The 26,165-nt window shown below is 45.6% G+C and carries 18 protein-coding genes; 12 read left to right on the top strand and 6 right to left on the bottom strand.

The window, feature by feature from the left end; all coding sequences use genetic code 11:
* The first annotated feature begins 16 nt into the window (after nucleotides 1-16).
* On the top strand, nucleotides 17-439 hold the full coding sequence (locus tag HPL003_RS23925; protein WP_014282371.1) for a YolD-like family protein: 423 nt from the start codon (nucleotides 17-19) through the stop codon (nucleotides 437-439).
* A gap of 120 nt (nucleotides 440-559) precedes the next feature.
* Nucleotides 560-2,446, top strand: coding sequence for a hypothetical protein (locus HPL003_RS23920; RefSeq protein ID WP_014282370.1), 1,887 nt, complete (start codon nucleotides 560-562; stop codon nucleotides 2,444-2,446).
* Nucleotides 2,447-2,515: 69 nt separating this feature from the next.
* Here the strand turns inward: HPL003_RS23920 and HPL003_RS23915 are convergent, their stop codons facing one another.
* Nucleotides 2,516-2,818, bottom strand: coding sequence for a hypothetical protein (locus tag HPL003_RS23915; RefSeq protein WP_014282369.1), 303 nt, complete (start codon nucleotides 2,816-2,818; stop codon nucleotides 2,516-2,518).
* 452 nt (nucleotides 2,819-3,270) lie between these two features.
* Here HPL003_RS23915 and HPL003_RS23910 point away from each other — a divergent pair, with 452 nt between their 5' ends.
* Complete coding sequence (locus HPL003_RS23910; RefSeq protein WP_043922895.1) at nucleotides 3,271-3,708, top strand: NucA/NucB deoxyribonuclease domain-containing protein; 438 nt, start codon at nucleotides 3,271-3,273, stop codon at nucleotides 3,706-3,708.
* Nucleotides 3,709-3,728: 20 nt separating this feature from the next.
* On the opposite strand, the gene HPL003_RS23905 is transcribed toward HPL003_RS23910, so the two are convergent.
* Nucleotides 3,729-3,929 (bottom strand): hypothetical protein, encoded by a 201-nt coding sequence (locus tag HPL003_RS23905; RefSeq protein WP_014282367.1) that lies wholly within the window; start codon nucleotides 3,927-3,929, stop codon nucleotides 3,729-3,731.
* Nucleotides 3,930-4,042: 113 nt separating this feature from the next.
* On the opposite strand from HPL003_RS23905, the gene HPL003_RS23900 reads away from it, so the two are divergent.
* The 7 genes from HPL003_RS23900 (at nucleotide 4,043) to HPL003_RS23870 (ending at nucleotide 14,651) form a co-directional block, all read left to right on the top strand.
* A complete protein-coding gene (locus tag HPL003_RS23900) occupies nucleotides 4,043-5,869 on the top strand; it encodes a sensor histidine kinase (protein WP_014282366.1) in 1,827 nt (608 codons plus the stop codon).
* Nucleotides 5,844-7,541, top strand: a complete 1,698-nt coding sequence (locus HPL003_RS23895) for a response regulator transcription factor (RefSeq protein WP_014282365.1) — start codon at nucleotides 5,844-5,846, stop codon at nucleotides 7,539-7,541. Before HPL003_RS23900 ends, HPL003_RS23895 begins: the two co-directional genes overlap by 26 nt.
* 122 nt (nucleotides 7,542-7,663) lie before the next feature.
* Complete coding sequence (locus tag HPL003_RS23890; protein ID WP_014282364.1) at nucleotides 7,664-9,346, top strand: type 2 periplasmic-binding domain-containing protein; 1,683 nt, start codon at nucleotides 7,664-7,666, stop codon at nucleotides 9,344-9,346.
* A gap of 236 nt (nucleotides 9,347-9,582) precedes the next feature.
* Nucleotides 9,583-10,473 carry an ABC transporter permease gene (locus HPL003_RS23885; protein WP_014282363.1) on the top strand — a complete coding sequence of 297 codons (891 nt, stop codon included), beginning with the start codon at nucleotides 9,583-9,585 and terminating at the stop codon, nucleotides 10,471-10,473.
* 27 nt (nucleotides 10,474-10,500) lie between these two features.
* Entirely contained in the window at nucleotides 10,501-11,379 is an 879-nt protein-coding gene (locus HPL003_RS23880; protein WP_014282362.1) for a carbohydrate ABC transporter permease, read from the top strand.
* Nucleotides 11,380-11,463: 84 nt separating this feature from the next.
* A complete protein-coding gene (locus HPL003_RS23875; RefSeq protein ID WP_167321415.1) occupies nucleotides 11,464-13,509 on the top strand; it encodes a beta-galactosidase in 2,046 nt (681 codons plus the stop codon).
* A gap of 89 nt (nucleotides 13,510-13,598) precedes the next feature.
* Complete coding sequence (locus tag HPL003_RS23870) at nucleotides 13,599-14,651, top strand: glycoside hydrolase family 53 protein (RefSeq protein ID WP_014282360.1); 1,053 nt, start codon at nucleotides 13,599-13,601, stop codon at nucleotides 14,649-14,651.
* A gap of 90 nt (nucleotides 14,652-14,741) precedes the next feature.
* Here the strand turns inward: HPL003_RS23870 and HPL003_RS23865 are convergent, their stop codons facing one another.
* The 4 genes from HPL003_RS23865 to HPL003_RS23850 all read right to left on the bottom strand — a co-directional run bounded on the left by HPL003_RS23865 (nucleotide 14,742) and on the right by HPL003_RS23850 (nucleotide 21,281).
* Nucleotides 14,742-16,505 (bottom strand): methyl-accepting chemotaxis protein, encoded by a 1,764-nt coding sequence (locus HPL003_RS23865; RefSeq protein ID WP_014282359.1) that lies wholly within the window; start codon nucleotides 16,503-16,505, stop codon nucleotides 14,742-14,744.
* A gap of 434 nt (nucleotides 16,506-16,939) precedes the next feature.
* Nucleotides 16,940-17,893 (bottom strand): AEC family transporter, encoded by a 954-nt coding sequence (locus HPL003_RS23860; RefSeq protein WP_014282358.1) that lies wholly within the window; start codon nucleotides 17,891-17,893, stop codon nucleotides 16,940-16,942.
* A gap of 100 nt (nucleotides 17,894-17,993) precedes the next feature.
* Nucleotides 17,994-19,712 carry an NAD-dependent malic enzyme gene (locus HPL003_RS23855; RefSeq protein WP_014282357.1) on the bottom strand — a complete coding sequence of 573 codons (1,719 nt, stop codon included), beginning with the start codon at nucleotides 19,710-19,712 and terminating at the stop codon, nucleotides 17,994-17,996.
* A gap of 318 nt (nucleotides 19,713-20,030) precedes the next feature.
* Entirely contained in the window at nucleotides 20,031-21,281 is a 1,251-nt protein-coding gene (locus HPL003_RS23850; protein WP_014282356.1) for a nitrate/nitrite transporter, read from the bottom strand.
* A gap of 418 nt (nucleotides 21,282-21,699) precedes the next feature.
* Here HPL003_RS23850 and nirB point away from each other — a divergent pair, with 418 nt between their 5' ends.
* Both nirB and nasC read left to right on the top strand, forming a co-directional pair.
* Nucleotides 21,700-23,904 carry a nitrite reductase large subunit NirB gene (nirB, locus tag HPL003_RS23845; RefSeq protein ID WP_014282355.1) on the top strand — a complete coding sequence of 735 codons (2,205 nt, stop codon included), beginning with the start codon at nucleotides 21,700-21,702 and terminating at the stop codon, nucleotides 23,902-23,904.
* A gap of 72 nt (nucleotides 23,905-23,976) precedes the next feature.
* Entirely contained in the window at nucleotides 23,977-26,151 is a 2,175-nt protein-coding gene (nasC, locus tag HPL003_RS23840) for an assimilatory nitrate reductase catalytic subunit NasC (protein WP_014282354.1), read from the top strand.
* The last annotated feature ends 14 nt before the right edge of the window (nucleotides 26,152-26,165 follow it).

Below are 26,165 nucleotides of genomic sequence, written 5' to 3'. Positions count from 1 at the left end.
CACTGGAGGTGAGGACATGCGTCAATGGAAGGGACGTCAGGTCATTTTATATCACGGCAACAATGGTCATACTCAAAAGGTGCGCGGCACGATTGAAAAATGGGATGACACGCACAAGTGCGTTATTTTAGGCCCGAAGATGTTGTCTATTCCTTTTGAAAATATTACGTATATTACGATGCTCCCTCCCGGGCGTGAGCGCAGAAGCCGTCAACCGGCGAAGCTAAATTCTATCGGTTATGTGATGAGCGTTCCATTGCAGTTTGATAATGCCATTCTTTTTCAATCGGCGGTGACCGTTTGGAAAGAAGACCAACTGATTGCATACAACGCAAAATTGACCAGTCACACGGATTACGATGTCGTTCTGGATGATGGACAAACCTTGTCCAAGGAGGATCATCTGTTCGTGGTCAGGTCGCTACGCGGAGAACTTTAACTGTTATAATCCACCTTTTTTCTTCCTAAGGGTTCAAATTAAGTAGCTGTTTACCGATAAAGTAATAGGATTGTTAATTATATCCTATTTTATAGCGCTGAAACTAAGGGAGAGAAACGAATGGAACGTATGAAACGTATGAGCAAACGGAGTACCTTCTTACTTGCTGTGCTGATGTTTTTATTCGCAGCATTGCCAGCGGGTTTGATCCAAGCGGAGGGGAGCACAACCTCCACAGTAAAGTGGGATAGTGAAAATCCGACTACATTGAATCTGGGTGGAAGCCCTGCTCAATTAAAAGTGTGGAATGTGAAAGAATCCGGTAAAGAGGATGTTACCCAAAAGGCGGAATGGATCTCTGGAGATTCAGGCATATTAAAGGTAGATAAGGGACTCATTACTCCAGTATCCAAAGGGCAGATTAAGGTCGTCGCCACATATGGACAGCAAACGGTAAGCACGACAATTACGGTTAAATCGCCTTACAGCAAGCTGCAGATAGATCCATCCGGTCCCTTCAATCTGGTGGTGAGCGGAGAGTCGAAACAATTGACTGCCCAAGGTGTGCTTACGGCGGGCGGTACAGAAAAAGTATCTGGTGTGGAATGGATATCCACGAATCCGTCCGTGGCTACAGTGGAAGGTGGTCTGATTCGTCCTCTTGCCAAGGGCATGACTTACATTAAAGCAAGCAAAGATGAACTCAAAGCACAAACGATCGTGTATGTACGTTCCTCTTCCCAAGCATTAATATTGAGTCCATCCGCTTCCCAATCGGTCTTCCTGGGTAGTTCACCTATTCAGGTCAATGCGACAGATGTGAACCTTACCGGAGGTAAAACGGATGTCACCAGCACTGCAGAATGGACTTCCTCCAATCCGCTGGTTGCCACAGTGGAGCAAGGAAAAATTAGCCCATTGGACACAGGGAACTCGGTAATTACAGTGTCCTATCACGGTTTGAGTAAGACCTTGAAGGTCAACGTATTGCCGACCATTGAAAAACTGGTATCAAGCAAAGCAAGCTTATCTCTCGAAACAGGAAGCAAAACGGCTCTTCCGAGCATATCTGCTTACTTGGTCAATGGAGCCAAAAAAGCAGTCCAATCCGATGTAAAATGGAGCCTAAGCAATGAAAGTGTCGTCAAAATTACAAACGGTAAGCTGATTGCAGTGAACCCGGGTAGCGCGACACTGACAGCTACATTGGGTGCCATTAAGCTGGATATACCGGTAACTGTACAATACAAAGTACTCAAGCTGACCGCCTCCGAGAAAAAATATGTGATGGTAGCGGGACAAGAAGTGAGTGTTCCCACGGTAAAAGCACAAATGGCTGGTGGTGGAACGCTCGATGTTACCAATCAGGTAAGCTGGGTGGCTACTACTGCGGCAGTAACAGTGGGAAATGGCAAGGTAAAAGCAGTGAGCGGCGGTAACTCCGGAATCAAGGCAATGTATTTGAATAAATATGTGAAAGTGCCTGTTATCGTAGAAGGAACTATTTCTACGTTGACGCCAAGCCTTTCAAGCGCTGAAATGAATTTGAAAGGGAGTCAATCCGTCAAGGTCATCGGTGTATATACAGATGGTAAAAAAGTTACGCTCAGCAACAAAGTGAAATGGACCACATCCAATGCTTCCGTGGCAATTGTAAAAGGCTCAGCTATTAAAGCGGTTGGAATTGGAACAGCGACGATTACGGGCACATACCAGAATAAGTCGTTTAACATTGAGGTCAAGGTTACACCTAAGCTGCTCAAGTTGGTATTGAGTAACAAGAACTTGAAGCTTCCTAATGGTTCCTCTCAAGTGCTGAGTGTGAATGCGGTTTATGACTCAGGCACAATTACCAATGTGACAAGTTCAGCGGTATGGACTTCCTCCAAGCCTTCTATTGTACAGGTTAGCGGAGGACAGGTGAAGGCATTGGCTTACGGAAATTCCAGTATTAAAGTGGTTTATAACGGTAAGACTGTAGCTACCTCTGTCAGAGTGTTAAAATAATCTTCATATATTGCGCATATCGCCTATGCAAAAATAACCCCGGTCAATGACCAGGGGTTATTTTTCAACTTATTCTACGCCGTCCTGATAATGGTTCTTCCAGTGTTTGTCGCCTTTGTGTGAGAAGTCTTCAACCGTCTTTTCCAGCGTGGCCACCAGTTGAGCTTTAATCTCGGAAATTGTATCCCGGAACAGTCTTTCTTCCGTGCCGTTAATTTTTTCACCATACAAAGCCTGAGCGGCTATAAATTGACGATGTTGCTCAACAAAGCTGTCAATTGAATGCAGCGCATGCTCCACGTATTGTGAAATGCCATGATGCTCGCTAGGCAGTTGCAATTTTAACTCCTGTACTTTGTTTAATAATGCCATGATGATCACCTCGTGCGTTTTATTATGTCAATAATTATACATCATTTTCGGAAAAATTTCATTAAATTTTGATTAAAATGTGATTTTTTTTATATCGTAATTATCATTTTAGATGAGGGTGGGACTTGTTTCTGGAATGATTCTAATTTATTTTCAAATTATTTTATTTTAAAATTAAAATATTTATGATTAAGTTATATGCAGGGCATGTTGCGACAACAGTCTTTCTGACATGTTATAATAGGGCAAAGCCCAGTTGGAAAGGTTGTCAGTGCGGTATGAAGCTTTTTAAAGGTTTATTTTGGGGAATATTGATAAGTCTTCTCCTGTGGTGTGCCTTCTTCGGGTTTGTCCGCTGGATATCTCATTGAGTCGGGTTATAGAAAAATAAAGTTTGGGGATTTCCTTGATTGAAGGTTATCCACTGGAATAGCTTGAAGGGAAGAGGGAATTTGAAGAAAAAGCTGTTAAGTTTTATAACTCTAGTGCTGCTAGCTGTTGGCGTGTATTGGTTTGAAGGTGGCAATCTTCTTACGAAAACGACAGGAGAGAACCCGCCTTCATCGGGTCAGGTTACGTTGCAATTTCCGTCAGGTCGTTATCCTGAAACGGCGCAGCATATCAAGGAAGCCATTCGGGCGGGGAAATCATCCATATGCACAATTGACCGTGAAGGAGCCGAGCAAAATCGTAAGCATTCGCTTGCAGGAGTTCCCACTCGTAAAGGATACGATCGTGACGAATGGCCGATGGCTATGTGCTCAGAAGGTGGAAAAGGTGCAAATGTCAAATACATAGCTCCTAAGGATAATCGTGGGGCAGGATCATGGGTCAGTCACCAACTGGATGAGTTTGAAGATGGAACTCGCGTAAAATTTGTCGTCAAATAATATGTTATGGGATCGTATCGTTACTTTTTTTTCCCTTTAGTAGTCTCCTGCTTGGCCCTAACCAGAGCCACAAAATTATTTCCCTTAGTAGGCTCCTGTTTGGCTTTAATCAATGCCAAAAAAGCGAAAAAATCACCCAGTGCAGTGAAGCCGGCACCTAAAATAGCCAAATCTTCAGCGGATAGTTGACTGAACCATTCCATTTGCTTAGTATCAAACATTTTATCACCGCCAACCATTAGTAATGTATAGTATGTACGGACGGCAACGAAGGTCAGGGCTCTGGCATATCATTTAAGTATGCCTTTTTTTGTGCAGAGGATGTGTAGACCACATGTTAAAATTTAATTTTTATACGAAAATCGTCTCTATCGTTATCGTATTGCTTATTCCTGTGCTAATCCTGTATGTGTATTCGAACCAGACAACGACAGACGTGTTACGTAAGGAGCTGAATCAGTCTAATTATAATCAGTTGACTTTTTTTCAAAATCAGGTGAATACGAATATTGAAATGATATCCTCCTGGCCGCATCTGCTGATTCATGATCCTGACGTAGCCAGTTTTCAAGCGATTTTTTTAAAGGACAAGACTCTCAATCTGGACGGTATTAACCTTGTCAAACGGATCCAAACCAAGCTTGGACTTCAAGAAAGCTCATCTAATTGGAGAACGAGTCTGAATATTTATTCACCTTCGCTTGGACGTGTTGTATCAGAAAAAGGAGCCGGTTTTTATGATCAGAAAGAATTAAAGCAAATGATTAAAAACGGCTGGCAGGTATCTAAAAAAAGGGTGTACGGGAAGGATCAGTTTATATTTTCGTTGTATACATTATCCCCGTTTTCTTCACTTGGTAATCCGGAAACCGCTAACACGATTATTAAGGTCGAATTTGACAGCAGCAATATTCAGGACATGCTTGACCGTTTCAAAGGGGATGGACGGAAGGAACCTTTTTATTATAAAAAAGGTGTAGGAGTGATCTATAATCGTACTGCGAATGAAGAGCTGTCAGGCAAGCTGATTACGGAACTGGAGAAGATGGGGCTGCATGAAGTTGATAATCTGACCGTGAAAGTTGGAGAAGAGAGTTACCTTGTTCACGCCGTTCTTTCGCAAACGACGGGCTGGTATTTGATTGACTACTTGCCTTTGTCCGATATGATGTCTCCGATTTACACATCTAATCGACTATTTTATATAACCGTTGTTGGCTTGCTGCTGGTAGGCTTCATTGGTGCTTATCTGCTTCATTCACAGGTGCAAGTGCCGATTCTTCAGCTTGTGCGGGCATTTCGGAGATTAAAGGATGGGGACTATGCTGTCCGATTGAGTCCGAAGGGGAGTCATGAGTTTGCTTTCCTATCTCGTCAATTTAATTTGATGGTCGGACAGATTCAGGAGCTGTTTGAAAAGGTTTATGTTGAGAAGCTACATGTGAAGGAAGCGCGTCTAAAGCAGCTCCAGTCACAAATCAATCCACATTTTTTCTATAATTGTTTTTCTTTTATTACAAGTATGGCGAAGCTGCGTAATCATGAGGCGGTCGTGGCAATGGCTCATAATTTGTCCAAGTATTATCGATATACGACAAGACAGGAACGGGATTTGGTACCTTTATCGGAGGAAATCGAGTTTGTTCATTATTATTTGAAAATTCAGCAGATGCGTATGCCGCGGCTAACGTTTTCAATTCATGTTTCTTCAGAGGCCAATAGTCTGCTGATTCCGCTGCTTATAGTGCAACCACTAGTGGAAAATGCGGTGCTGCATGGGATAGAACCTCAAGCAGAGGATGGTATAATCCGTATTACAACGGAACAGATCGGCCCATATATGTGCTTAATTGTGGATGATAACGGACTCGGTTTGGGCAGGGAGGCTATAACATCCCTGAGATTAGCACTTGACAAGCCTGTAGAAGAGGAAGGCGGCTACGGCTTATGGAATGTGCATCAACGAATGCGATTACATTTTGGGGAAGACGCCGGACTGGACTTCTCGTTGTCACCTTTGGGAGGACTACGCGCGGTTTTAAAATGGCCGCTGTTAGCAGAAGAAGAGCAGGCGAATAGCTTGATCAAGCTCAAACCTTCGTCAAATTCGAATATGGTTAAAATGGAGGGACCTGATGGTTCAGATATTACTGGTAGATGATGAGAGCTATGTAACAGAAAGCCTGGCGGCTACGATTCCATGGGAGGCGCTGGGCATTGAGAGGGTTCATCAAGCAGCTTCCGCATTAGCAGCAGTGGATGTGCTGGAAGCGTTTGATATTGATATTCTGGTTACGGATATTCGTATGCCTGGCATGACAGGATTGGAGTTGATTGTTGAGGTAAACGAACGATGGCCGCATATCCGATGTTTGCTACTAACAGGCTATGCCGATTTTGAATATGCTAAAAAAGCACTTCAGCTCAAGGCTTTTGATTATATTTTAAAACCGGTGGATGATGAAGAGTTTATGAAATGTGTATCAGCTGCCATCGATTCGCTAAAGGAAGAATGGGAAGCTTTTAACAAGGTCCATCAATTACAGTATAACCGCAGGACGGATTTTGGTGTGCTGCGCACCCACTTAATGCACGATTTGGTACTTGGACGTGATTTGTCTGTACAGATGATAGAGGACAAGTTATCCCAGTACGAAATCATGTTACGTACGGGACAACCCGCAGGTATGCTGCTTATCCAGATGGGCAAGCATTTTTCTGATATGGATTATCATTCAGTATCCTTAATCGAGTATGCGATTGGAAATATTGCTGAAGAAGTGTTCGCACCCGATTTTCACGTCTGGCACTGTAAAGCACCACATGATTGCTTAATTGTATTAATAGAAGCAAATCGGGATAACAATCGGGAAAAGTATGGTATGCATCATGAAGAAGAATCAGATTATGTCCCAGAACAGCATGATATGAAGCGAATAACAGAAATTAGTATGGACGAGCATAGTAGTATTTTGCGGGCGACGATTGAAACCTTTCGGAAAAATGTGAGCAACTACTTGAAAGGGGAAATTTACGTCACGGTAACAGGTTGGTTTATGTTCCCGGAGGAGCTGCCAAAGGCATATCAGACAGCGATAAGATCCTTATACTGGAACCACCGGGAGGAGACGGATACGTTGTTGCTTGTGGATGAGCAGACAGTACAGTCACACAGGTCAGTCAAGTCGCTGGAGGGACTATATATGCCTCCTACACTTACTCATCTACTGGAGTCTAGGCAATGGGAGGAAGCTGAAGCGAAGTTGAACCGTGTATTTGGGAAGATAGAAGAAGCAGGATATACCCGCGAACATTTATATGAGCTATTTATCTCGGTTACGAGCGCCTTTATGTACACGGCACACAAGCAAGGGCGCTTCATTACGCAGATGGATCAAACGGGCTTCGACCCTTTGCATGCGCAGAAAATGGTTCAATCGTTCTCCAACCTTAAGGAATGGATATTTTCCATGATGAGCAAGCTTAAATCGGAATGGTCCGCAAGTGAGCAAAGCGCCAAAAGCTATGTGGTCAAACAGGTTCAGGAGCTCATCTCCCAGGATAAAGGTCAGGAGCTGTCTGTTAAGACGATTGCCGATCAGGTCTATCTTCATCCGGTCTATTTATCGAAAATATATAAAGCTGAAACCGGAGAAGGTCTGGGAGATTATATCATCCGAATGAGAATGGAGCGGGCTCTTTATTTGCTCAAGTATTCCAACAAAAAAATATATGAAATTACAACCGAATTAGGCTATCAGAATCCCCAATATTTCAGTAAGATGTTCAAAAAGCATTACGGAATGACTCCGCATGAATTTCGGGACCAGTAAAGACGAAATCAGTAAAGATCAGTTGGGAAAGGTGCAGAAATATTTATTTTGTGACATAGGCTGCGTAGAAAAGCCCTCTTATAATTAAAAGAGTAGAAAATGATTTTTTGAGGGGGAACAATATGCGAGTTCATTCGAAAAAAAAGCTGTTGTCGTTGCTCGCCGCAACTATGGTATTAGGAGTTGGCCTGGTGGGATGCTCAGGCACGGGGAATGATGGAAATACCAATAGCGCAGCAAAAACTGAAAACGTATACAAAGAAAAATACAATCCGGAAGTCACAATTTCCACAGTATGGGGTGTAGATCCCGCCTTAAAATTTAAAAATGGCGAATCTATCGAAAATAACGTTGCGACAAAATGGGCTAAAGAGAAATTCGGGATTAATGTAAAATCACTCTGGTCTGTCACGGATACGAATGGTGCATTTGCCACCAAGCTGCGTTTGGCTATGTCCTCCGGTCAGGAGATGCCGGACGTCGTTGTACTGGGAACAGAGAATGAGCAACTGGCACAGGATATGATTGATTCCGGTATGTTTGCGGAAGCGGGTCCGTTGTTCGATAAGTATGCTTCAGATTCCTGGAAGCAAGCGATGAATCAGGATACGAACGTATGGAACCAGTATAGTCGGGATGGCAAAAAAATGGGTATTCCTGTACTTGATTTTGCCTATAATCATGACTATGTGTTGTGGGTACGACAGGATTGGCTGGACAAGCTGGGCATGAAGGCCCCTCAGACGATGGATGAGCTGGAAAAAGTGATGGATGCCTTTAAAAACAAAAATCCGGACGGATTGTCTCCGAACAAAGTTATTCCGCTCAGCATCGGTTTCAAAACGTCCATGAACACTTGGATGGGTGACCCGTCCTGGATTTTCGGGGCTTACGGTACACTCCCGCAACAGTGGAACAAGGGTACGAATGGCAGTCTGGAATATGGCTCCGTGCAGCCTGGCATGAAGCCGGGTTTACAAAAGCTTAGCGAGTGGCTCAAAAAGGGATATATTCCGCAGGAAGCAGCATTGTGGGATGAGAATAAGACGGCAGAACCCACAGTCGCAGGAACAGCAGGTATGATTCCGGGCCCATACTGGATGAGCGGCTGGCCGCTTCAGGACACGGTCAAAAATGCGCCGGGTGCCGTATGGAAGCCGATCAAGATTCCGGCAGGGCCTGACGGTAAAGCCATGAGGCACGGTACGCAATACACCAATGGTGTCGTACTGATCAACAAACAAATGCAGCATCCGGAAGCTTTTTTCACCTATCAAAATTACTTGTTTGATCACTTTGCAAATGCCAAATCGGAAGGAGATTTGGCGAACGGGATGTTTAAGGGCTACGACTATGATCTGGATGCGAATGGAAAGCTGTTGCCTATCGACAAGATACCAGGCGGTTATGTAAACTCTGTTCGTTATTTGCTGGTTCGTGACGGTGCGCGTATACCTGATGCCCAAATGAAGGCTTTGTTAAGCTTGGCTAACGGTGGAGAACCGAAGACCCGGCTGGAGAAGGATGTAATGGTTAATTACGGGAAGGATACTCCTGCAGCTGCCAAAGTGCTGATGAAACAGAAGGATATTTCCATGAAGGATCAGTTCACGGGGCCTACTACGCCAACCATGAAGGCCAAAAAGGACTATCTGGACAAGATTGAAAACCAGACCTTCAATGAAATTATTTATGGTAAACAGCCGATTTCGGCCTTTGACACCTTCGTGCAGACATGGAAGACTGCCGGAGGCGAACAAATCACAAATGAAGTGAACGAATGGTATAAAAGCGTTGAAAAGTAATAACAGTTAAAACTGGTAGACAGGCTGTCCAAACGGGCAGCCTTTTTAATACAGATTACCAGAATGAATTGGAAATGAATGTGTTATCTCTATGGATGCGAGATAGACTTTGACTCCCATGGTGAGACTAAAAAATGATTGCTTTTGTGCCATGTATGTTGGTTTTTTGAACTGTCGGGCTAGCGGAAACGTCTCTATAATTGAAGTATAACATGAGAGTTACAGGAGGAACTGCAATGAGAAGTCTGCAACGTACGTGGCCATTTCATATTATGCTGCTGCCAGCCATCATTTTCTTAATTGTATTCAGCTACATTCCGATGGGCGGCATTGTGATGGCCTTTCAAAATTACAAGCCTTGGCTCGGCATAACCGGTTCCGAGTGGGTTGGGCTGGACAATTTCCGCTTTTTGTTTCAACGGGAAGACAGTCTTCAGGTCGTCTGGAATACGCTAATTATCGCTGTATTAAAGATGTTTTTCAATCTGCTGATTCCGTTTGTTTTTGCTATACTGCTCAATGAAATCCGCAAAGTTGGACTTCAGCGTTCCATTCAGACACTGGTCTACCTGCCCCATTTTCTGTCATGGGTAATTTTGGGAGGTATTCTGATTGACCTGCTGGCTACAGATGGATTTATGAACCGCATTCTCGGAAGTTTCGGGATCCAGCCCATCTTTTTTCTGGGAGATAATAACTGGTTTCGTTTTACTGTCATTGTATCGGATATATGGAAGGAGTTTGGCTACAACACCATTGTATTTCTCGCTGCACTGGCGGGCATTAATCCTTCGCTGTACGAAGCATCCGAGATGGATGGGGCGAGCCGCTGGAGACAGACGCTACACATCACTGTGCCTTCGCTGATTCCTATGGTGGTGGTTGTCGGTACGCTTGCACTCGGCAATGTCCTGAATGCCGGTTTTGACCAGATTTTCAACCTTTATAATCCGTTGGTATACCAAAAAGGCGATATTATTGACACATTCGTCTACCGGACAGCGTTAATTAATGGGGAAATGGGCTTTGCCACCGCCATCGGGTTGTTCAAATCCGTGATTAGTATGGTTCTCATTCTGATATCTTATCGACTTGCTTACAAATGGGCAGGTTACCGCATATTTTGATTCCACGAGGCTGAAAGAGGGAGAGTCATGTATCATAAAACAACGGCATATCGCATCTTCAATGTGTTTAATATCTGTTTGCTTGTGTTTTTATCCATCATGTGTATCGTTCCGCTAATTCATGTATTGGCGGTATCATTTAGCGCCAAATCAGCAGCAGACGCCAATCTGGTTGGACTGTGGCCAGTGCAATTTTCATTAGAAGCCTACAAGAAGACGATGAATAATCCTATTTTTCTGCACTCTATCTGGATTTCTGTTCTCCGGACCGTGCTGGGAACTGGCTTGACGCTCTTAATAACCTTCTTAGCTGCTTATCCACTTTCAAAGGAAACATCTGTGTTTCGTAGCCGAAACGTATATTCATGGCTGTTTGTATTCAGTATGATTTTTAACGGTGGCCTGGTTCCATTCTATATGGTTATTCAAAAGATTCATCTCATGGACAGTTTTTGGGTACTTGTTTTGCCAGGAGCGGTCAATACATTTCTGGTCATCCTCATGTTGAACTTTTTTAGAGGAATACCCAAAGAGATGGAGGAGGCCGCACTGATTGATGGGGCAGGTCATTTTCGGACCTTGTTTAGTATATTTTTGCCGATATCTATGCCATCTATTGCGACGATTGCGTTGTTTAGTATGGTATTTCACTGGAACTCATGGTTTGACGGCCTGCTCTATTTGAGCAATGCTAAGGATTATCCATTGGCTACATTCCTGCAAACGGTAATCATTCAGAAGGATATGAGCTCCATGAGTATGAGTCCCAAAGAGATGGAGTTGCTTTCGCAAACGACGGTGAATGCAGCGCAAATTTTCATTGGTGCAGCCCCTATTCTTATTGTATATCCATTTTTACAAAAGTATTTTGTTAAAGGTATGACGCTCGGTTCTGTCAAAGAGTAAACCCTATTGATTAAAAGGAGATGATTTACAGTGTCGCAGCAAAACATAATCAAATACCCGCCAATCAGTGAGCGAGTTCCACGTATGCTTCATGGAGCGGACTATAACCCGGAGCAATGGCAGCATTATCCCGAGGTGCTAAAAGAGGATATTCGTCTGATGAAACTGGCTAAATGTAACGTGATGTCCGTTGGCATATTTTCATGGGTTTCATTAGAACCTGAGGAAGGCGTATTCACGTTCGAATGGCTGGATCGTATCCTGGATTCGTTTGCTGAGAACGGAATCTATGCGTTTTTAGCTACTCCAAGTGGAGCAAGACCTGCCTGGATGTCGCAAAAATATCCTGAGGTGCTGCGTGTAGAGGCCAACCGTGTCCGTAACTTGCATGGGTTTCGTCATAATCACTGTTCTACGTCACCTGTCTACCGGGAAAAGGTACGTATCATGAATTCGAAGCTGGCCGAGCGTTATGCTAATCATCCGGCTGTCATTGGTTGGCATATTTCCAATGAATTTGGTGGGGATTGCCACTGTGATTATTGTCAGGAGGCGTTTCGCGCATGGGTGCAGGATAAATACGGCACGCTGGATAAACTTAATCACGCATGGTGGACGACCTTCTGGAGTCATACGGTTACGGATTGGAGCCAAATCGAGTCTCCGGCACCTCACGGTGAAACGCAGGTTCATGCCATGAATTTGGACTGGAGACGGTTTGTGACCGATCAGACCGCAGATTTTATCAAACATGAGATTGTGCCGCTCAAGGCTGCGAACCCCGAACTTCCGGTCACAACCAATTTAATGGAGTTTTTTGAAGGATTGAATTATTGGAAGTTCGCCGATCTGCTTGATGTTGTATCCTGGGACAGCTATCCAACGTGGCATGACCGGGGGGGAGATGATAGCCGTCAGGCTGCGAAAGTGGCTATGATGCATGATATTATCCGTTCAATCAAGGGTGGGAAGCCTTGGATGCTGATGGAGAGTACGCCAAGCTTGACAAATTGGCAGGAAATTAGCAAGCTGAAGCGACCCGGAATGCACCTGCTATCATCTTTACAGGCTGTGGCACACGGGTCAGATACAGTCCAGTATTTCCAGTGGCGGAAAAGCCGCGGTTCGAGTGAAAAATTGCATGGTGCAGTCGTCGACCATGTGGGGCATGAACATACTCGGGTGTTCGGGGATGTGACAAATGTGGGCAACGCTTTGGAAAAACTGGAAGAGGTTATCGGCACATCTGTACCAGCAGAGGCGGCAGTCATTTTTGATTGGGAGAATCGCTGGGCGGTCAACGACTCACAAGGGCCACGTAATAAAGGTGTAAAATACGAAGAGACAGCCGAAGCACATTATTTGGCTTTGTGGGAGCAGGGTGTGCCTGTAGATGTCATTCATATGGATGCAGATTTCTCCAAATACAAACTTGTGGTAGCTCCAATGCTATATATGGTGCGCAGCGGTGTAGGTGAGCGAATACAAAAGTTTGTTGAAAGCGGTGGCATTTTTGTAGCAACCTATTGGTCCGGTATTGTGGATGAACATGATTTGTGCTTCCTTGAAGGCTTTCCGGGGCCGCTTCGTAAGACGCTTGGGATCTGGTCGGAAGAGATTGATGGGCTGCATGATCACGACCGTAATCATATTTTGCCAGTTGAAGATAATGAGTTGGATCTGCATGGCGAGTATGAGGCTGTAGAACTGTGCGATCTCATTCATACGGAAGGTGCAGAGGTACTGGCTGTATACGGTTCAGACTTTTATGCAGGACGCCCAGCCTTGACGGTGAACCGCTTGGGACAGGGAAAAGCTTATTACATCGCTTCACGCAACACGGGATCGTTCAACAGCCATTTTTACAAAAGTTTGATTGATGGCGCAGGAATTAGTAAAGCACTCAATGTTCAGTTGCCGCATGGAGTGAATACGGCGATTCGTACCGATGGAGTTCATGATTATATTTTCATACTGAATTTCACCCATGAGCCGCAAGAGATTAGGCTGGATGGACGGATTTATGCAGATATGCTCGAAAATCAGGTGGTGGAAGACGGCAAGGTTCGATTGGATGCCTATGCTGTTAAGGTACTAAAGACAGAGCGGAGTAAATCGGAAATAGTATAGAGTGTGATGGCTGACGTTTTCCCGAATGAGGGATCTGGTAGATTTGTCAGAGGCAATGAGGAGTACACAATTCAGATGGGGGATGACTTATGAAAACAAGTAAACGGACTATGGTATTTGCGATGTTGATCTTGTTGTCCAGCTTTTTGTATCCATTTGGCTCTGGGGGATTAGGTGCGGCCTCGGCCGCACCTGCTTTTGCCAAAGGAGCAGATATAAGCTGGGTAGCAGGAATGGAAGCTCAGGGTATGACCTGGAAGGATAAAAAAGGGGTTCGCCGAGATGTGCTGCAAATTTTGCGGGACGATTATCAGATCAACTCGGTGCGTATCCGGGTGTGGGTAAACCCTGACATGAAGGATTATGGAAGCGGATACATGAATGCCGAAAAGGCAGCAGAGCTGGCGCAGCGAGCAAAAAAATTGGGTATGAGCGTCATGCTGACGCTGCACTACAGCGATTCATGGGCTGATCCCGGGCAGCAGAACAAACCTTATGCGTGGCGAAATCTTACATTTACGCAACTTATGGATGCGGTCTGGTCTCATACGGTTTATGTTATGAACACGATGAAAAGCAAGGGGGTAACACCGGATTGGGTGCAAATCGGCAATGAAACGAACAATGGAATGCTTTGGGAAGACGGCAAAGCCTCGGTGAACATGAAAAACTACGCCTGGCTCGTCAATACAGGGAATAATGCTGTAAAATCGGTAAGCAGCAGTACTAAAACGATCGTACACCTGGCAAACGGGGATAATGGCTCCACCTTAGCCTGGAATATTGGTGGCTTGATTGACAATGGAGCTCAGTTTGACCTCATCGGGTTTTCCCTGTATCCGTCTCCTTCGAACTGGCAGGGAAAAGTGAACCAGACAATTACCAATGCCAATGATCTTATTGCAAAATACGGTAAAGGTATCGTTATCAGTGAAATCGGAATGGAATATAATGAACCAGCAACTTCCAAGGCATTTATTGCTGACATCAAAACGAAGGTTCGTAGTATCGCGGGCGGCAAAGGCTTGGGAGTATTTTATTGGGAGCCGGCTGCAACCCCAGGTTATAATCAGGGTTATTACAAAGGTGCTTGGCAGGCTGACGGTAAGCCAACCTCAGCGTTGGAAGGCTTTATAAACTAGAGTACGTACGAGTATGTCAAAGAACCTCTAATCCGCACACTGTGCAGAATAGAGGTTCTTTGTTTTCGTTAGTTTATTTAAGGTAGATCGTTAGGATTTCCGGTTTACCTTGAAGAATGAAATAAGCTCTTCCAATTCCCCAGACATCGATGTAAGCTTGTCGGAAGCTTTGACGATAGAAGCCATTGACTCAGCCTGTTCTCCAATGGTGTGCTCAATTTGTTTGCTGCTGTCTGCTGTTTTGCTTACTGTGGAAGACAGCTCGTCAGAGGTTGCTGACATTTCCTGCGTACTGGCTGAAATCTGCTCTGTCGCACTGGATACTTCCTGAATTTGTGACGATACATTATTGGCCGCATTCAAAATCTCCGAGAACATTTCGCCCGTCTGACGTGTGACTTCCAGCCCGACTTGAACTTCCTTCGTGCCCAGACTCATTCCTTCTACCGTTTGTTCAATTTCCTTTTGAATTTCTCCGATAAGCTCGGCAATTTGTCTAGCGGATTCTTGAGATTGCTCAGCTAAATTACGTACTTCTCCTGCTACTACTGCAAAGCCTTTACCTTCCTCACCTACTCTGGCGGCCTCAATGGAGGCATTCAGTGCGAGCAGATTGGTTTGGCTGGCAATGCCTGTAATGATGTCTACAATAGTACTGATTTCGTTAGAACGGCTTTGAAGCGCGTTAATAGCAGTAAAGGTAATAGCTAACGAGTTAGAGATAGAATCCATTTGAATAGATAGCTTTTGGGCTACCTGATTGCCTTCAACCGAGCGTTTTTCCATGGAATAAGCTTGGTCTGCTACGGAAGAGGAGCTCTCCGCAATGGTTTGGATAACCGTAGACATTTCATTCATAGCCCGGGAGCTTTCAAGCGCAGCGTGATCTTGGGTTTCAAGTCCTTGGGTTATTTCCTTGATATTGTTGTTAATAACATTCGTATTGTTACTATTCTGTTCGCTAATGCTTAGCAGCTCCTGAGCCGATTCCGTAACTTCTTGCGTCGTATCTTGTACTTTTACCATCGTATCGTTAATACGTTTGATCATGGTATTAAACTTTTGGTTGATAATGCCAAGGTCATCCTGACCTGTTTTGATGCTAACATTCAGATTGCCCTCGCTTACTTCCTCGATGCCCTTCATCAAGCTGCGAATCGGGGAAAGGGTACGTTTTACAAGCAAATATTGAATGGTTAAGAAAATAGCAAGGAACAGAATGAGCAGGGATACACCGTATAAAAGCAGTTTTTGAAGTCCGGCAGGTACCGAGCTTGCGTCTACGTCAAAGTAGATGGCGCTCGTAATTTTACCGCTTGCATCTGTAATAGGGTAAATAATGGTAGTCCATATCCCAAAATCATCAGTGTAAAAGCTGCTCAACTCCGATTGTTTGGATTCAAGCATTTTATTTACAGCTTTTACATTCGCATCGGGAAGGTTGTACATATCTCCTATATTCAGCTTTGAGTCTTGGAAAGATTGAACTAAGTTTGTAGGAATACTAATAACGGAGGTTTGATTTCCTTCTTTTAATTCTGTGCCAAATATGTAAGCTTGGGCAACATTAGGATAAAATGTGTGAATAGAATCGAGAAATTTGCGTAAATCCTGTTGAGCAGAACCGTTATAATCTTTTTCGCTTAACGCTTGTTGTATTTTTGTTTTGTCAACATCATTTGCCCATTTTTTGGTCAGCACTTTAACCTGATCCTGCAACTGGGTGGTCAAAATATTCTCTTGAAGTATGTAGCTGGATGTGATGAGAATAGCACCTATTAATACGATGTTGATAAAAGAAATTAATAGATTTTTACCAAAAAAGGACATAGTGCTCCACTTCAAATTTTTCACGTGTTTCTTCTCCTTTGAATTAAAATTTTTAGTTTAATATACGACTTACGACCTATCTCTTATATATTTCGTCAATTTCCTTTCTAAATGTTAGGTATTTATTAAAGTTGGAGAATATCGGTTACGTATTAATGAAATATATTGACGAAAACCGACAAAAATTTTAATCGTTCTGAGTGGATAAAATAGGAAATCAGGGGGGAGACTCGAATGAAAATTCGTAAAAATAACAAGCGGCGGCCCACCATTGAATGAAGCTGTGGGGCCGCCGCTTGTCAGCAAAACGGGATGTTATGCTGTTTTTCAACTTTAAATATAACTAAATTGCTTTATTGTTTGGACAATATTTAAAAAGTAAGATGAATGAGAGCAAACGGATACCCAAATCATTATATATAACCCGTACCTCGCTGAGAGCTATAAAGTTCCTGTCATTATACAAGAAGTGAAATGAGCAGCGGGAGTGAAATAAGCGATAACACTGAGCTAATGACAAATGCAGATGCGGCTTCCGTTTCCAGTGTTTCATAGCGGGTAGCAATCATAGCGGCAACCGCTGAGCCGGGAAAAGCGACAAGCAGTACGGCCTTGGTTACATCTTCATGGGATAGTCCTACCAGAACAGCAATACCCAACATTACAATAGGCATCACGATGGCTTTCAGCACAGCTATGCTAAGTGCTTTGGGACTGAATGTAATCTTTTTGATCCCGATGGTTACCCCGATGGCAAACAGAGCTGTACCTGCAGTAATATTGCCGATTTGATCAAACATCGATTGCAGTAGCTTTGGAGCTTGGAATCCGCAAAGGGTGAGTATGACGCCGATCAAAGGCACGCAGGCAAGCGGTTCGCTGAGTCCATGAAGGACTGACTTCATAGTAACTTTAAACAAGTTGCCTTGTTCCTTCGTTTCTGAGTTGCGCTGACCGACCGTTCCTAAAATACTTGCAAGTGGATCAAGAATCGCATTAACGACGATACCGGTAATTGCAATCGGGATAGCGACTGCCGCGCTTCCGAACAAGCTTCCCAGAACCGGGATTCCCATAAACGCAAAAGAAGGCTGAGTTGAATTCAAAGCGAACATGGAGGATTCGGTCAGAGCTTTTTTGGCAATTAAGCAATATCCTACGAGCAATACGATATAAAAGCCGATAATCCCAAGAAGCAGGGTGACCAGAAAAGGCCACTTTTGAATCAACGTTTCTCTTGGTGTCGTCGTAATACCAATAAACAAGTGTGCAGGTAGAGCAAACTTGGTCACTAATGTGTTTAATCCTTTCGAAGAAGCAGGGTTAAACGCCTTAAACAATCCTGCCAAATAACCAATTAAAATGACAAAGAAAATAGGAATTAAGATAATAAAGATATGACCAGTAGCCACAATGTCGCCTCCAATGAAGAAGTCCGCCAAAAATGGCGGACATCAGTTAAATAATCACTTTGCTTGTATGCAAGTACAACTTGATGCTGTTCGCTATTTTTTAAACCAATACTGCTTCCTGACCATACTGCTTGATGGGTTTATATTTGCAGTCCCACATTGCATCCCGAACCGCTTGACGGATATCATCCGGCTGATGACGTGCTACGCCATCCTGAACCGCAGCCTTTGCAACTGCTACAGCTACAGCTTCAGATACTTCACGCAGCTCGCTGATTTTCGGCAGCAGTGAAGCTCCAGGCTGTGACAAATCGACCATATCGGCTACTGCATGGGCAGCGGCGGCAAACATGTTGTCTGTGATGATTTTGGACTTCACCACAATCGCCCCAAGACCAAGACCAGGGAACACGAAAGCATTATTGGATTGTCCAATTTCAAACTTAACATTATTATAGGTTACCGGTTCAAAAGGGCTACCTGCTGCAATCAACGCTTTTCCCTCAGTCCAGCGGATCAAGTCTTCCGGAGTTGCTTCAGCCAGTGGAGTCGGATTAGACATAGGCATAATTATAGGACGTTCTGTATGCTTGGCCATTTCTTTAACGATTTCCTCATTAAATGCTCCCGTAACACCGGAGGTTCCGATCATAATGGTTGGTTTCACCCGGCGAATGACTTCCAAAAGTGGAATTTTGCCATCCTCCGCACGTTCCCAATCACGACATTCTGAGGCATCCCGTACATAAGGAACCTGGAATGGGAAAAGTCCTTCTGTTTCATTAGTAAGCAGACCGCGATAATCATAAGCCCAAAAGTTACTTCTGGCTTCGGTTTCTGACAGTCCTTCCAGCATCATAGCTGCACTAATTTGATCTGCATTACCGATACCGGCGGCTCCTGGACCAAAGACCAAAACTCGATGCTTGCTTAGTGAGACTCCGGACAGTTTAACACCAGACATAACACCTGCGAGCGTAACTGCACCAGTGCCTTGAATATCATCATTAAATGTCAAAATACTGCTTCCGTATTTATTGATAATGTTCCGAGCGTTGACATTGCCCAGGTCTTCCCAGTGCAGCAGAGCATTCGGGAAATAAGAAAGCGCAGTTTGAACATAGGTGTCAATAAATTGGTCATATTGTTCTCCGCGAACACGTTTGTGACGGTTCCCCATGTATAAAGGATCTTCCAGCAGTTTTTCGTTGTTCGTACCCGCATCAAGGACAACTGCCAGCACCCGACTAGGATCAATACCGGCAGCAGCGGTATACACAGCAAGCTTACCGATGGAAATATTAATTCCACCAACTCCCCAGTCCCCGATTCCCAAAATACTTTCGGAATCCGTAGCTACGATGAGGTCAATATCCTCAGGGCCCAGGTTCAAGTTTTTAAAAGCTTCTTTAATAGCGGAAAGGTTACCAATAGATAAATACATACCGCCGGGTTTATGGTATTCATGACTGTATTCCTGTATAGCCTGACCAACCGTCGGAGTATAAACAATCGGAAGCATTTCGCTTAGGTGCTCAGAGAGCAAGCGATAGTACAGGACTGTATTTCGGTTAAACAGATCGTTTAACGCGATATTTTTACGCAAATTATCCGGTTGGCTCTGGAATTGCTCGTAAACCCGTTGAACCTGTTCCTCAATAGTCAATATGGTAGGAGGAAGCAGACCGTCAAGTCCAAGCTGCTGCCTTTCTTCAAGAGTAAAAGCCACTCCTTTATTCAGCAGTGGATTAGCCAGCAACTCCTTTCCGGTTAATTTGGTTTCGATAGAACCATCTTCAGTCAATTGAAAAGCACGCATTTCTAATTCCTTCTTTCTAGAAAATTACATTTAGTTAAACCTTGAACAATTCGTGAACAAGTATACGCCTTATTTTAAACCAAGTGAACAAGTATGTTGTGTGAAAAATGGTTATATAAGTGTTTACATAAGAAAATTTATGAAAATGAAAACGTTTTTCGATCATTATTATCTGAAAATTTTCATTTAATTTTCATGATATTTTCGGTAAATTTTTATTAAATGTGACTTTTTTCGTGGGTAAAATAAAAAAATAGCTTTAACCCCAATTTTATATCATTGAAGTTAAAGCTTGTTCGCTGAGCTAAAAAGGTAACTTTAATGGACATCAACCTTTAATTCTCCGATACGGCTGGCGGCTTCATCAGTAATTGGAGTAGGTGGGCGCATCCAGCTGTTGCGCCATTTTAACTGCATCATGATGACGAGAGTAAGGGCGCAGAAGGTGATCAAGCTCAGACAGATAAAGCCCGGCATATAGGAACCCGTTAATTTGTACAGATTGCCGAGAGTAAGAGGTAGAAAATATCCACCTACGCCACCCGCAGCGCCAATGATACCGGTCATGAGCCCAATTTCGTTTCCGAACCGCTGCGGCACGAGTTGGAATACAGAGCCGTTGCCAGCGCCAAGGCACATCATGCCTACAAAAAGCAGTACTACAACCAGGGCAAGCGGCGGTAGAAATGCAATGCCCGCGAGCATGATCCCGGCTCCAGCATACAAATACATTAACATGCGCGAACCCCCGATTCGGTCAGACAAAAATCCGCCTACAGGCCGAAAGAAGCTCCCGGCAATCACACAGACGGTTGCAAAGTCGGCAGCATGTACAGCAGAGAGACCGTATTGGGTGTTAAAGAAAATGGTCAAATAATTAGAAAGCCCAACGAATCCGCCGAACGTCACACAGTAAAAAGCACAGAACACCCATGCATCCCCCTGTTTAAGCACCGAAGCGTACTGCGACAGACGCTTCGGTGCCGGGCGGTCAGGGCTGTTGCGGGCAAAAATACTGAACAGAATGAAGACGATGAAAATCGGAAAGATGGCCAATCCAAAAACGGCCTCCCAGCTGCCAAAATATTGTGCGAGGCGGTTGGCAAACAAGGTCGCGAGAACGGTACCGCTATTGCCAGCACCAGCAATTCCCATAGCCAAGCCTTGATGCTCTTTTGGATACCATTGACTGGCTAAGGGGAGCGCAGCTGCAAATGAGGCTCCGGCTACACCCAACAGCAGGGCGACCATGTACAGTTGCTCTAGCGAGTCAACCCACATCCAGCCGAGCAGGAGAGGAATGAATGTCACAAGCATACCGATCTGTCCGGTGCGCTTTGGACCGATATAATCTGACATGAAGCCAAGCACGAGCCGGAGCAGGGAACCGCCCAGTACCGGAAGAGCGACAAGGTTGGCTTTTTGTAAAGGGTCCATTGGGTAGTCGTTAGCAATGATAACGGATAGGGGACCAATCATCCCCCATATCATAAAGCTGATATCAAAATACAGGAAGGCGCCAAATAGCGTGGGCTTGTGTCCGCTTTGCCAGAAACTTTTTTTGTTCATTCTCCATCTCTCCTGTTCCTATTTTGTTCTTGGTCTATAAAATGTAATGTTGAACATGAAAAGCCGCAAATCTCCCCTACATGGTGCCTAGGGACAATTTGCGGCTTCATTGCCGTAGTTGACACACCTCATTGTGCGTCAATCAGGTATGATCACGTTCGAGTGATTTTAATCCAGATTATAAAAAACGATTCTACAAATGTCAATATACATAACATATAAAATAGAAATAAATAAATAAAAGACAAAAACATAGGTTTAAATGTATTGAATATTGACATGATGCTCACAATTCATTAATCTTAGGTACATATCGGCACAACGGTGTGTCGGCATTTGCGGCAACGTTGCCCTTTTCCTTTGAATGGAGAAGGGCTTTTTCTGACTTATTTTATGTGGAGAATGGGGCTGGTCCGTTATGGTGAAAAAACTGGTCATCGTTGGCAACGGTATGGCAGGTATCAAATGTGTAGAGGAAATACTCGATCTGGAGCCGGATCAGTTTCAAATCACGATATTTGGTGCAGAGCCCCGTCCTGGGTACAACCGAGTGCTCCTGTCCAAAATGCTGCAGGATGAAAGTTCATTCGAACATATCGTTACTCATAACTGGGCGTGGTATGAAGAAAACGGAGTAAGGCTATACGCCGGCGAACGTGTCTGTAACTTTGATATTGCAGCCCGTACGGTGGAAACGGAAACGGGCATTAAAGAGCCATACGACATGCTCATACTGGCAACCGGCTCATTGCCCTTCATACCTCCCATTCCCGGAGCGCGGAAACGGGGAGTCATCGCTTTTCGAGATGCGAGTGATTGTGAAACCATGGCTGAATATGCCCAAACGTACGAGAAGGCGACGGTTATTGGAGGGGGACTGTTGGGGCTTGAGGCCGCACAAGGTCTGCTGAATCTTGGAAAGGAAGTCGGGGTTGTCCATAATGCACAGTATCTTATGAATCGTCAGCTTGACCAGACTGCGGCTGCTCTTCTGCAACGGGAGCTGGAGCAACAGGGGATGTGGTTTCATCTGGCAAAGAAAACGGTCAACATTATGGGGCGGAACAGGGTACGGGGATTGATGTTTTCGGACGGGAACAGGCTGGAGACGGATTTGGTTGTGTTGGCGGTTGGTATCCGGCCGAATATCGAATTGGTGCAGGGCAGCGGTCTGAAAGTCAACCATGCTATTGTCGTGGATGATTATATGCGTACAAGTATTCCCGATATTTACGCAGTCGGTGAATGCGCTGAGCACTGTGGTATTTCATACGGGCTGGTGGCGCCGTTGTATGAGCAGTGTAAAGTATTGGCAAAAGTCATTTGTGGCCGTGAAACGACTCCCTATGAAGGGTCGATTCCGTATGCGCAGCTCAAGGTTGCGGGGATTCATGTGTTTTCCGCAGGAAACATTCGCGAAGAGGGAAACGAGACAGCGGTGATGGAATATGACGGTATGCGGGGGATTTACAAAAAGGTGATGATGCGTAATGGAGCTGTCACTGGCGCTATTTTGTTCGGAGATACGGCGGAAAGTACCTCGCTGCTTGGAATGGTACGGCGAGGCGCACCAACTACAGAGCTTGCTTCACAAGATAGAGGTGTGAGCAGAGCGGAGGAAGCGGCTGCCGCGCTGCCGGAAGAGGAGACGGTATGTGCGTGCAACGGCGTGAGCAAGGGGACTATTTTGCGAGCGATCACTACAGATAAGCTAAAAACGGTGGAAGAGGTGAAGAGCCGGACGAAGGCATCCGCTTCCTGTGGGGGGTGTCGGCCGCTGGTGGCTGCGCTGGTCAAAAATGGTTTGTCCCGGTCGACAGTTTCCGAAGCTGTAGTTACTCTGACCGACCAAGAAGTTGTTCCTGTGTGCGGATGTACGCATTACGATCATGATTCACTTAAGACAGCTATGGTGGCCGCGGTCTGTCGGACTCCGGCGGAAGTCGTGTCCCGTCTCGGCTGGACCAGACAGCAGGGGTGTGAATTATGCCGTCCGGCTGTACTTTATTACTTGGAATCCCTTGGCTTGCGGGAAATATCTGCGTCAAGTCAATTGGCCGGAGATGTTGCGATTCAGACCACCGCACAGCACGGCGGAGAACCGGTTTCTGCGAGTCTGCGTTTTGTGAATTTTATGGGTTTGAATGGCGAGAGTCAGTTGTTTTCTGAGTCCAATCAGATAGGCGGCGAGGCTTGGGTAGAAGCAGTCCGGCTGAAAGAACGGCTGTCGGCTGTCTGGGGAAGTCGCGCATTGCCGGCGCCGATTGCAGTTGCAGTTTGCCCGGGACCGGAGTATCCCGGAGGTGTGCTTGTCCGCGACATTGGACTATCCCGATCGCCAGCAGGCTGGGAAGTTTATGCTGGTGGTCATGCTGAGCATCCGGTTCGCCAGGGACGGCTGCTTGGAGTGGAGGAGAATGCGGAAGAAGCGCTCTTAATGGCTATTGCTTGCTTGCAAATGTACCGGCATAACGCACGGTATGGGGAGAAAATGTGGGAGTGGATTGAACGGACTGACGTTTTGGTGCTGCGGGAAAGCGTACTCGACGCAGCTTTACGAAGTGGACTGGCGGGCATGGCGGGCAGCCTGCGCGACTACAATTCGGACAGGGTAACTGGTTAAGCAGGAATGGTGGCGATCGATTTATACGTGTGCAGACAATAAAGTTATGAAGATTAGAGAGGGGGAGACTTTATGTGTCAGTCAGGAGAAAGCAAACTGGAAGCGACGTTACACGTACCGGCAGTGATGGATACACAGTGCCCGTTTTGTAGCGTGCAATGTAAGATGACCGTTAGCACAGATACGGAGACATTTGCGGGTGTCACCCGTACAGTATACAGGGCGGAAGGGAAACCTAACGCAGCCTCGCAGGGCAGGATGTGTGTCAAGGGAATGAATGCATATCAGCATACAATCCATGCAGAAAGGCTACTGCGGCCTCTTATGCGTAAGGCAGGCAAACTTGTGCCGGTTACATGGGAGGAGGCGCTGGATGCTGTCGTCAGCAGTTTCTCTTCAACGCTGTCCGCGCAGGGTCCTGATGCAATCGGCATATACGGTGGTGGCTCGCTATCAAATGAAACGGCTTATTTACTTGGTAAATTTGCCAGAGTGGCTGTAGGTACGCGTTATATCGATTATAACGGACGCTTCTGTATGTCGGCTGCTGCATCTGCTGGCAGTAAGGTGTTTGGTATTGACCGTGGACTGACCTGCAGGCTGGCAGATATTCCGTTAGCTCAGTGTATTGTGCTTGCAGGTACAAATATTGCCGAATGCCAACCGACACTCATGCCTTATTTTCACCAGGCCAAGGAAAATGGGGCGTATATCATCGTCATTGACCCTCGTGCGACTCCGACAGCGGCAACTGCCGACCTGCATGTACAAATTAGACCCGGTACAGATGCGACGCTGGCCAATGCCATGCTAAAGGTCATCGTGGACGAGGGGTTAGTGAATGAAGAGTTTATCCACAAGCGGACCAACGGCTATGAGCAACTGAAGCATCTTTTAAACAGTGTGGATCTGAATGAATCAGCTGCTCTGTGCGGAATTGAGCCGGAGGTGATCCGACAGGCCGCGCGCGCTTTTGGTGGTGTAAAGACGGGGATCGTTTTTACGGCCAGAGGGGTCGAGCAGCATACAGATGGACATATGGCAGTTCGTGCCTTTCTTAATCTGGTGCTGGCCACCGGCAAGATTGGCAGAAAAGGCTGCGGTTACGGAGCCATTACGGGCCAGGGTAACGGACAAGGGGGACGGGAACACGGCCAGAAGGCGGATCAGCTCCCCGGCTACAGATCGATTGAGAATGAAGCGGATCGTGCTTATGTGGCGTCGGTGTGGGGAGTTGAGCCGGACAGCTTGCCGGGAAAAGGAGTATCGGCCTATGAAATGATGGAGCTCGTTCATCAGAGAGAAATCGAGACGCTGTTCGTGATGGGCTCTAATCCTGTCGTATCCAATCCGAATGCCCGACTGGTAGAGGAAGGGTTGAAAAAGCTGAATCTGTTGGTTGTGGCGGATATGTTCCTAACTGAAACGGCGCAGATGGCTGATATTGTTCTGCCTGTAACCTCTTATCTGGAGAATACCGGGACGATGACCAATCTGGAGGGGCGCGTTCTGTTACGGGAAGCGGCGCGGTCTGCTCCGGGCGAGGCTAGAGATGACTGGCGTATTTTATGTCAAATAGCTGCGAGGTTGGACAAGGGCAGCTACTTCTCGTACAAGGATGCTGAGCATATTTTTGAAGAATTGCGACTTGCCAGTCGAGGCGGCTCTGCCGATTATTACGGGATCACGTATAGCAGGTTGCGTCGTGAGGAAGGCGTATATTGGCCATGCCCGTCACCAGATGAAGCGGGTATGGATACGATGTTTCGGGAAAGCTTTGCCCTTTCCGATCAAAAGGCTATTTTTACGGTGGTTGAAAGCCGTGAAGCTGGAGAGCAGACGTCTGAGGAATACCCGCTTATTCTGACGAACGGCCGCGTGCTGGCTCACTATTTGACGGGCGAACAAACGCGCAGAAGTCCGTCACTAACCGCGCGCGGGATTGAAAACTTTGTGGAAATTCATCCACGTACAGCGCAGCGCTGGTATATCAGGGACGGGGAGTGGGTAGAAATCACGTCACAGCGAGGATGCTTCACCGTGCGCAGCCGGATCAAACCGAATATCCGCGAAGATACGCTCTTCGTACCTATGCATTGGGGCGGTGTGCAAAATGTAAACCGGGCGACCCGAGCAGACCTTGATCCGTTCTGCCGAATGCCCGGCTTTAAAACGGCTGCTGTAAGCATCCGTCCTCTCCATCTGGCTGTAGTCCCAATCAGTGCAGATCGTGGTGAATGGCTTTAGTTCTAAAGTATTCC

It is taken from the genome of Paenibacillus terrae HPL-003, assembly GCF_000235585.1.
Lineage (GTDB): Bacteria > Bacillota > Bacilli > Paenibacillales > Paenibacillaceae > Paenibacillus > Paenibacillus terrae_B.
This window is presented reverse-complemented; position numbering and strand designations above follow the sequence as displayed.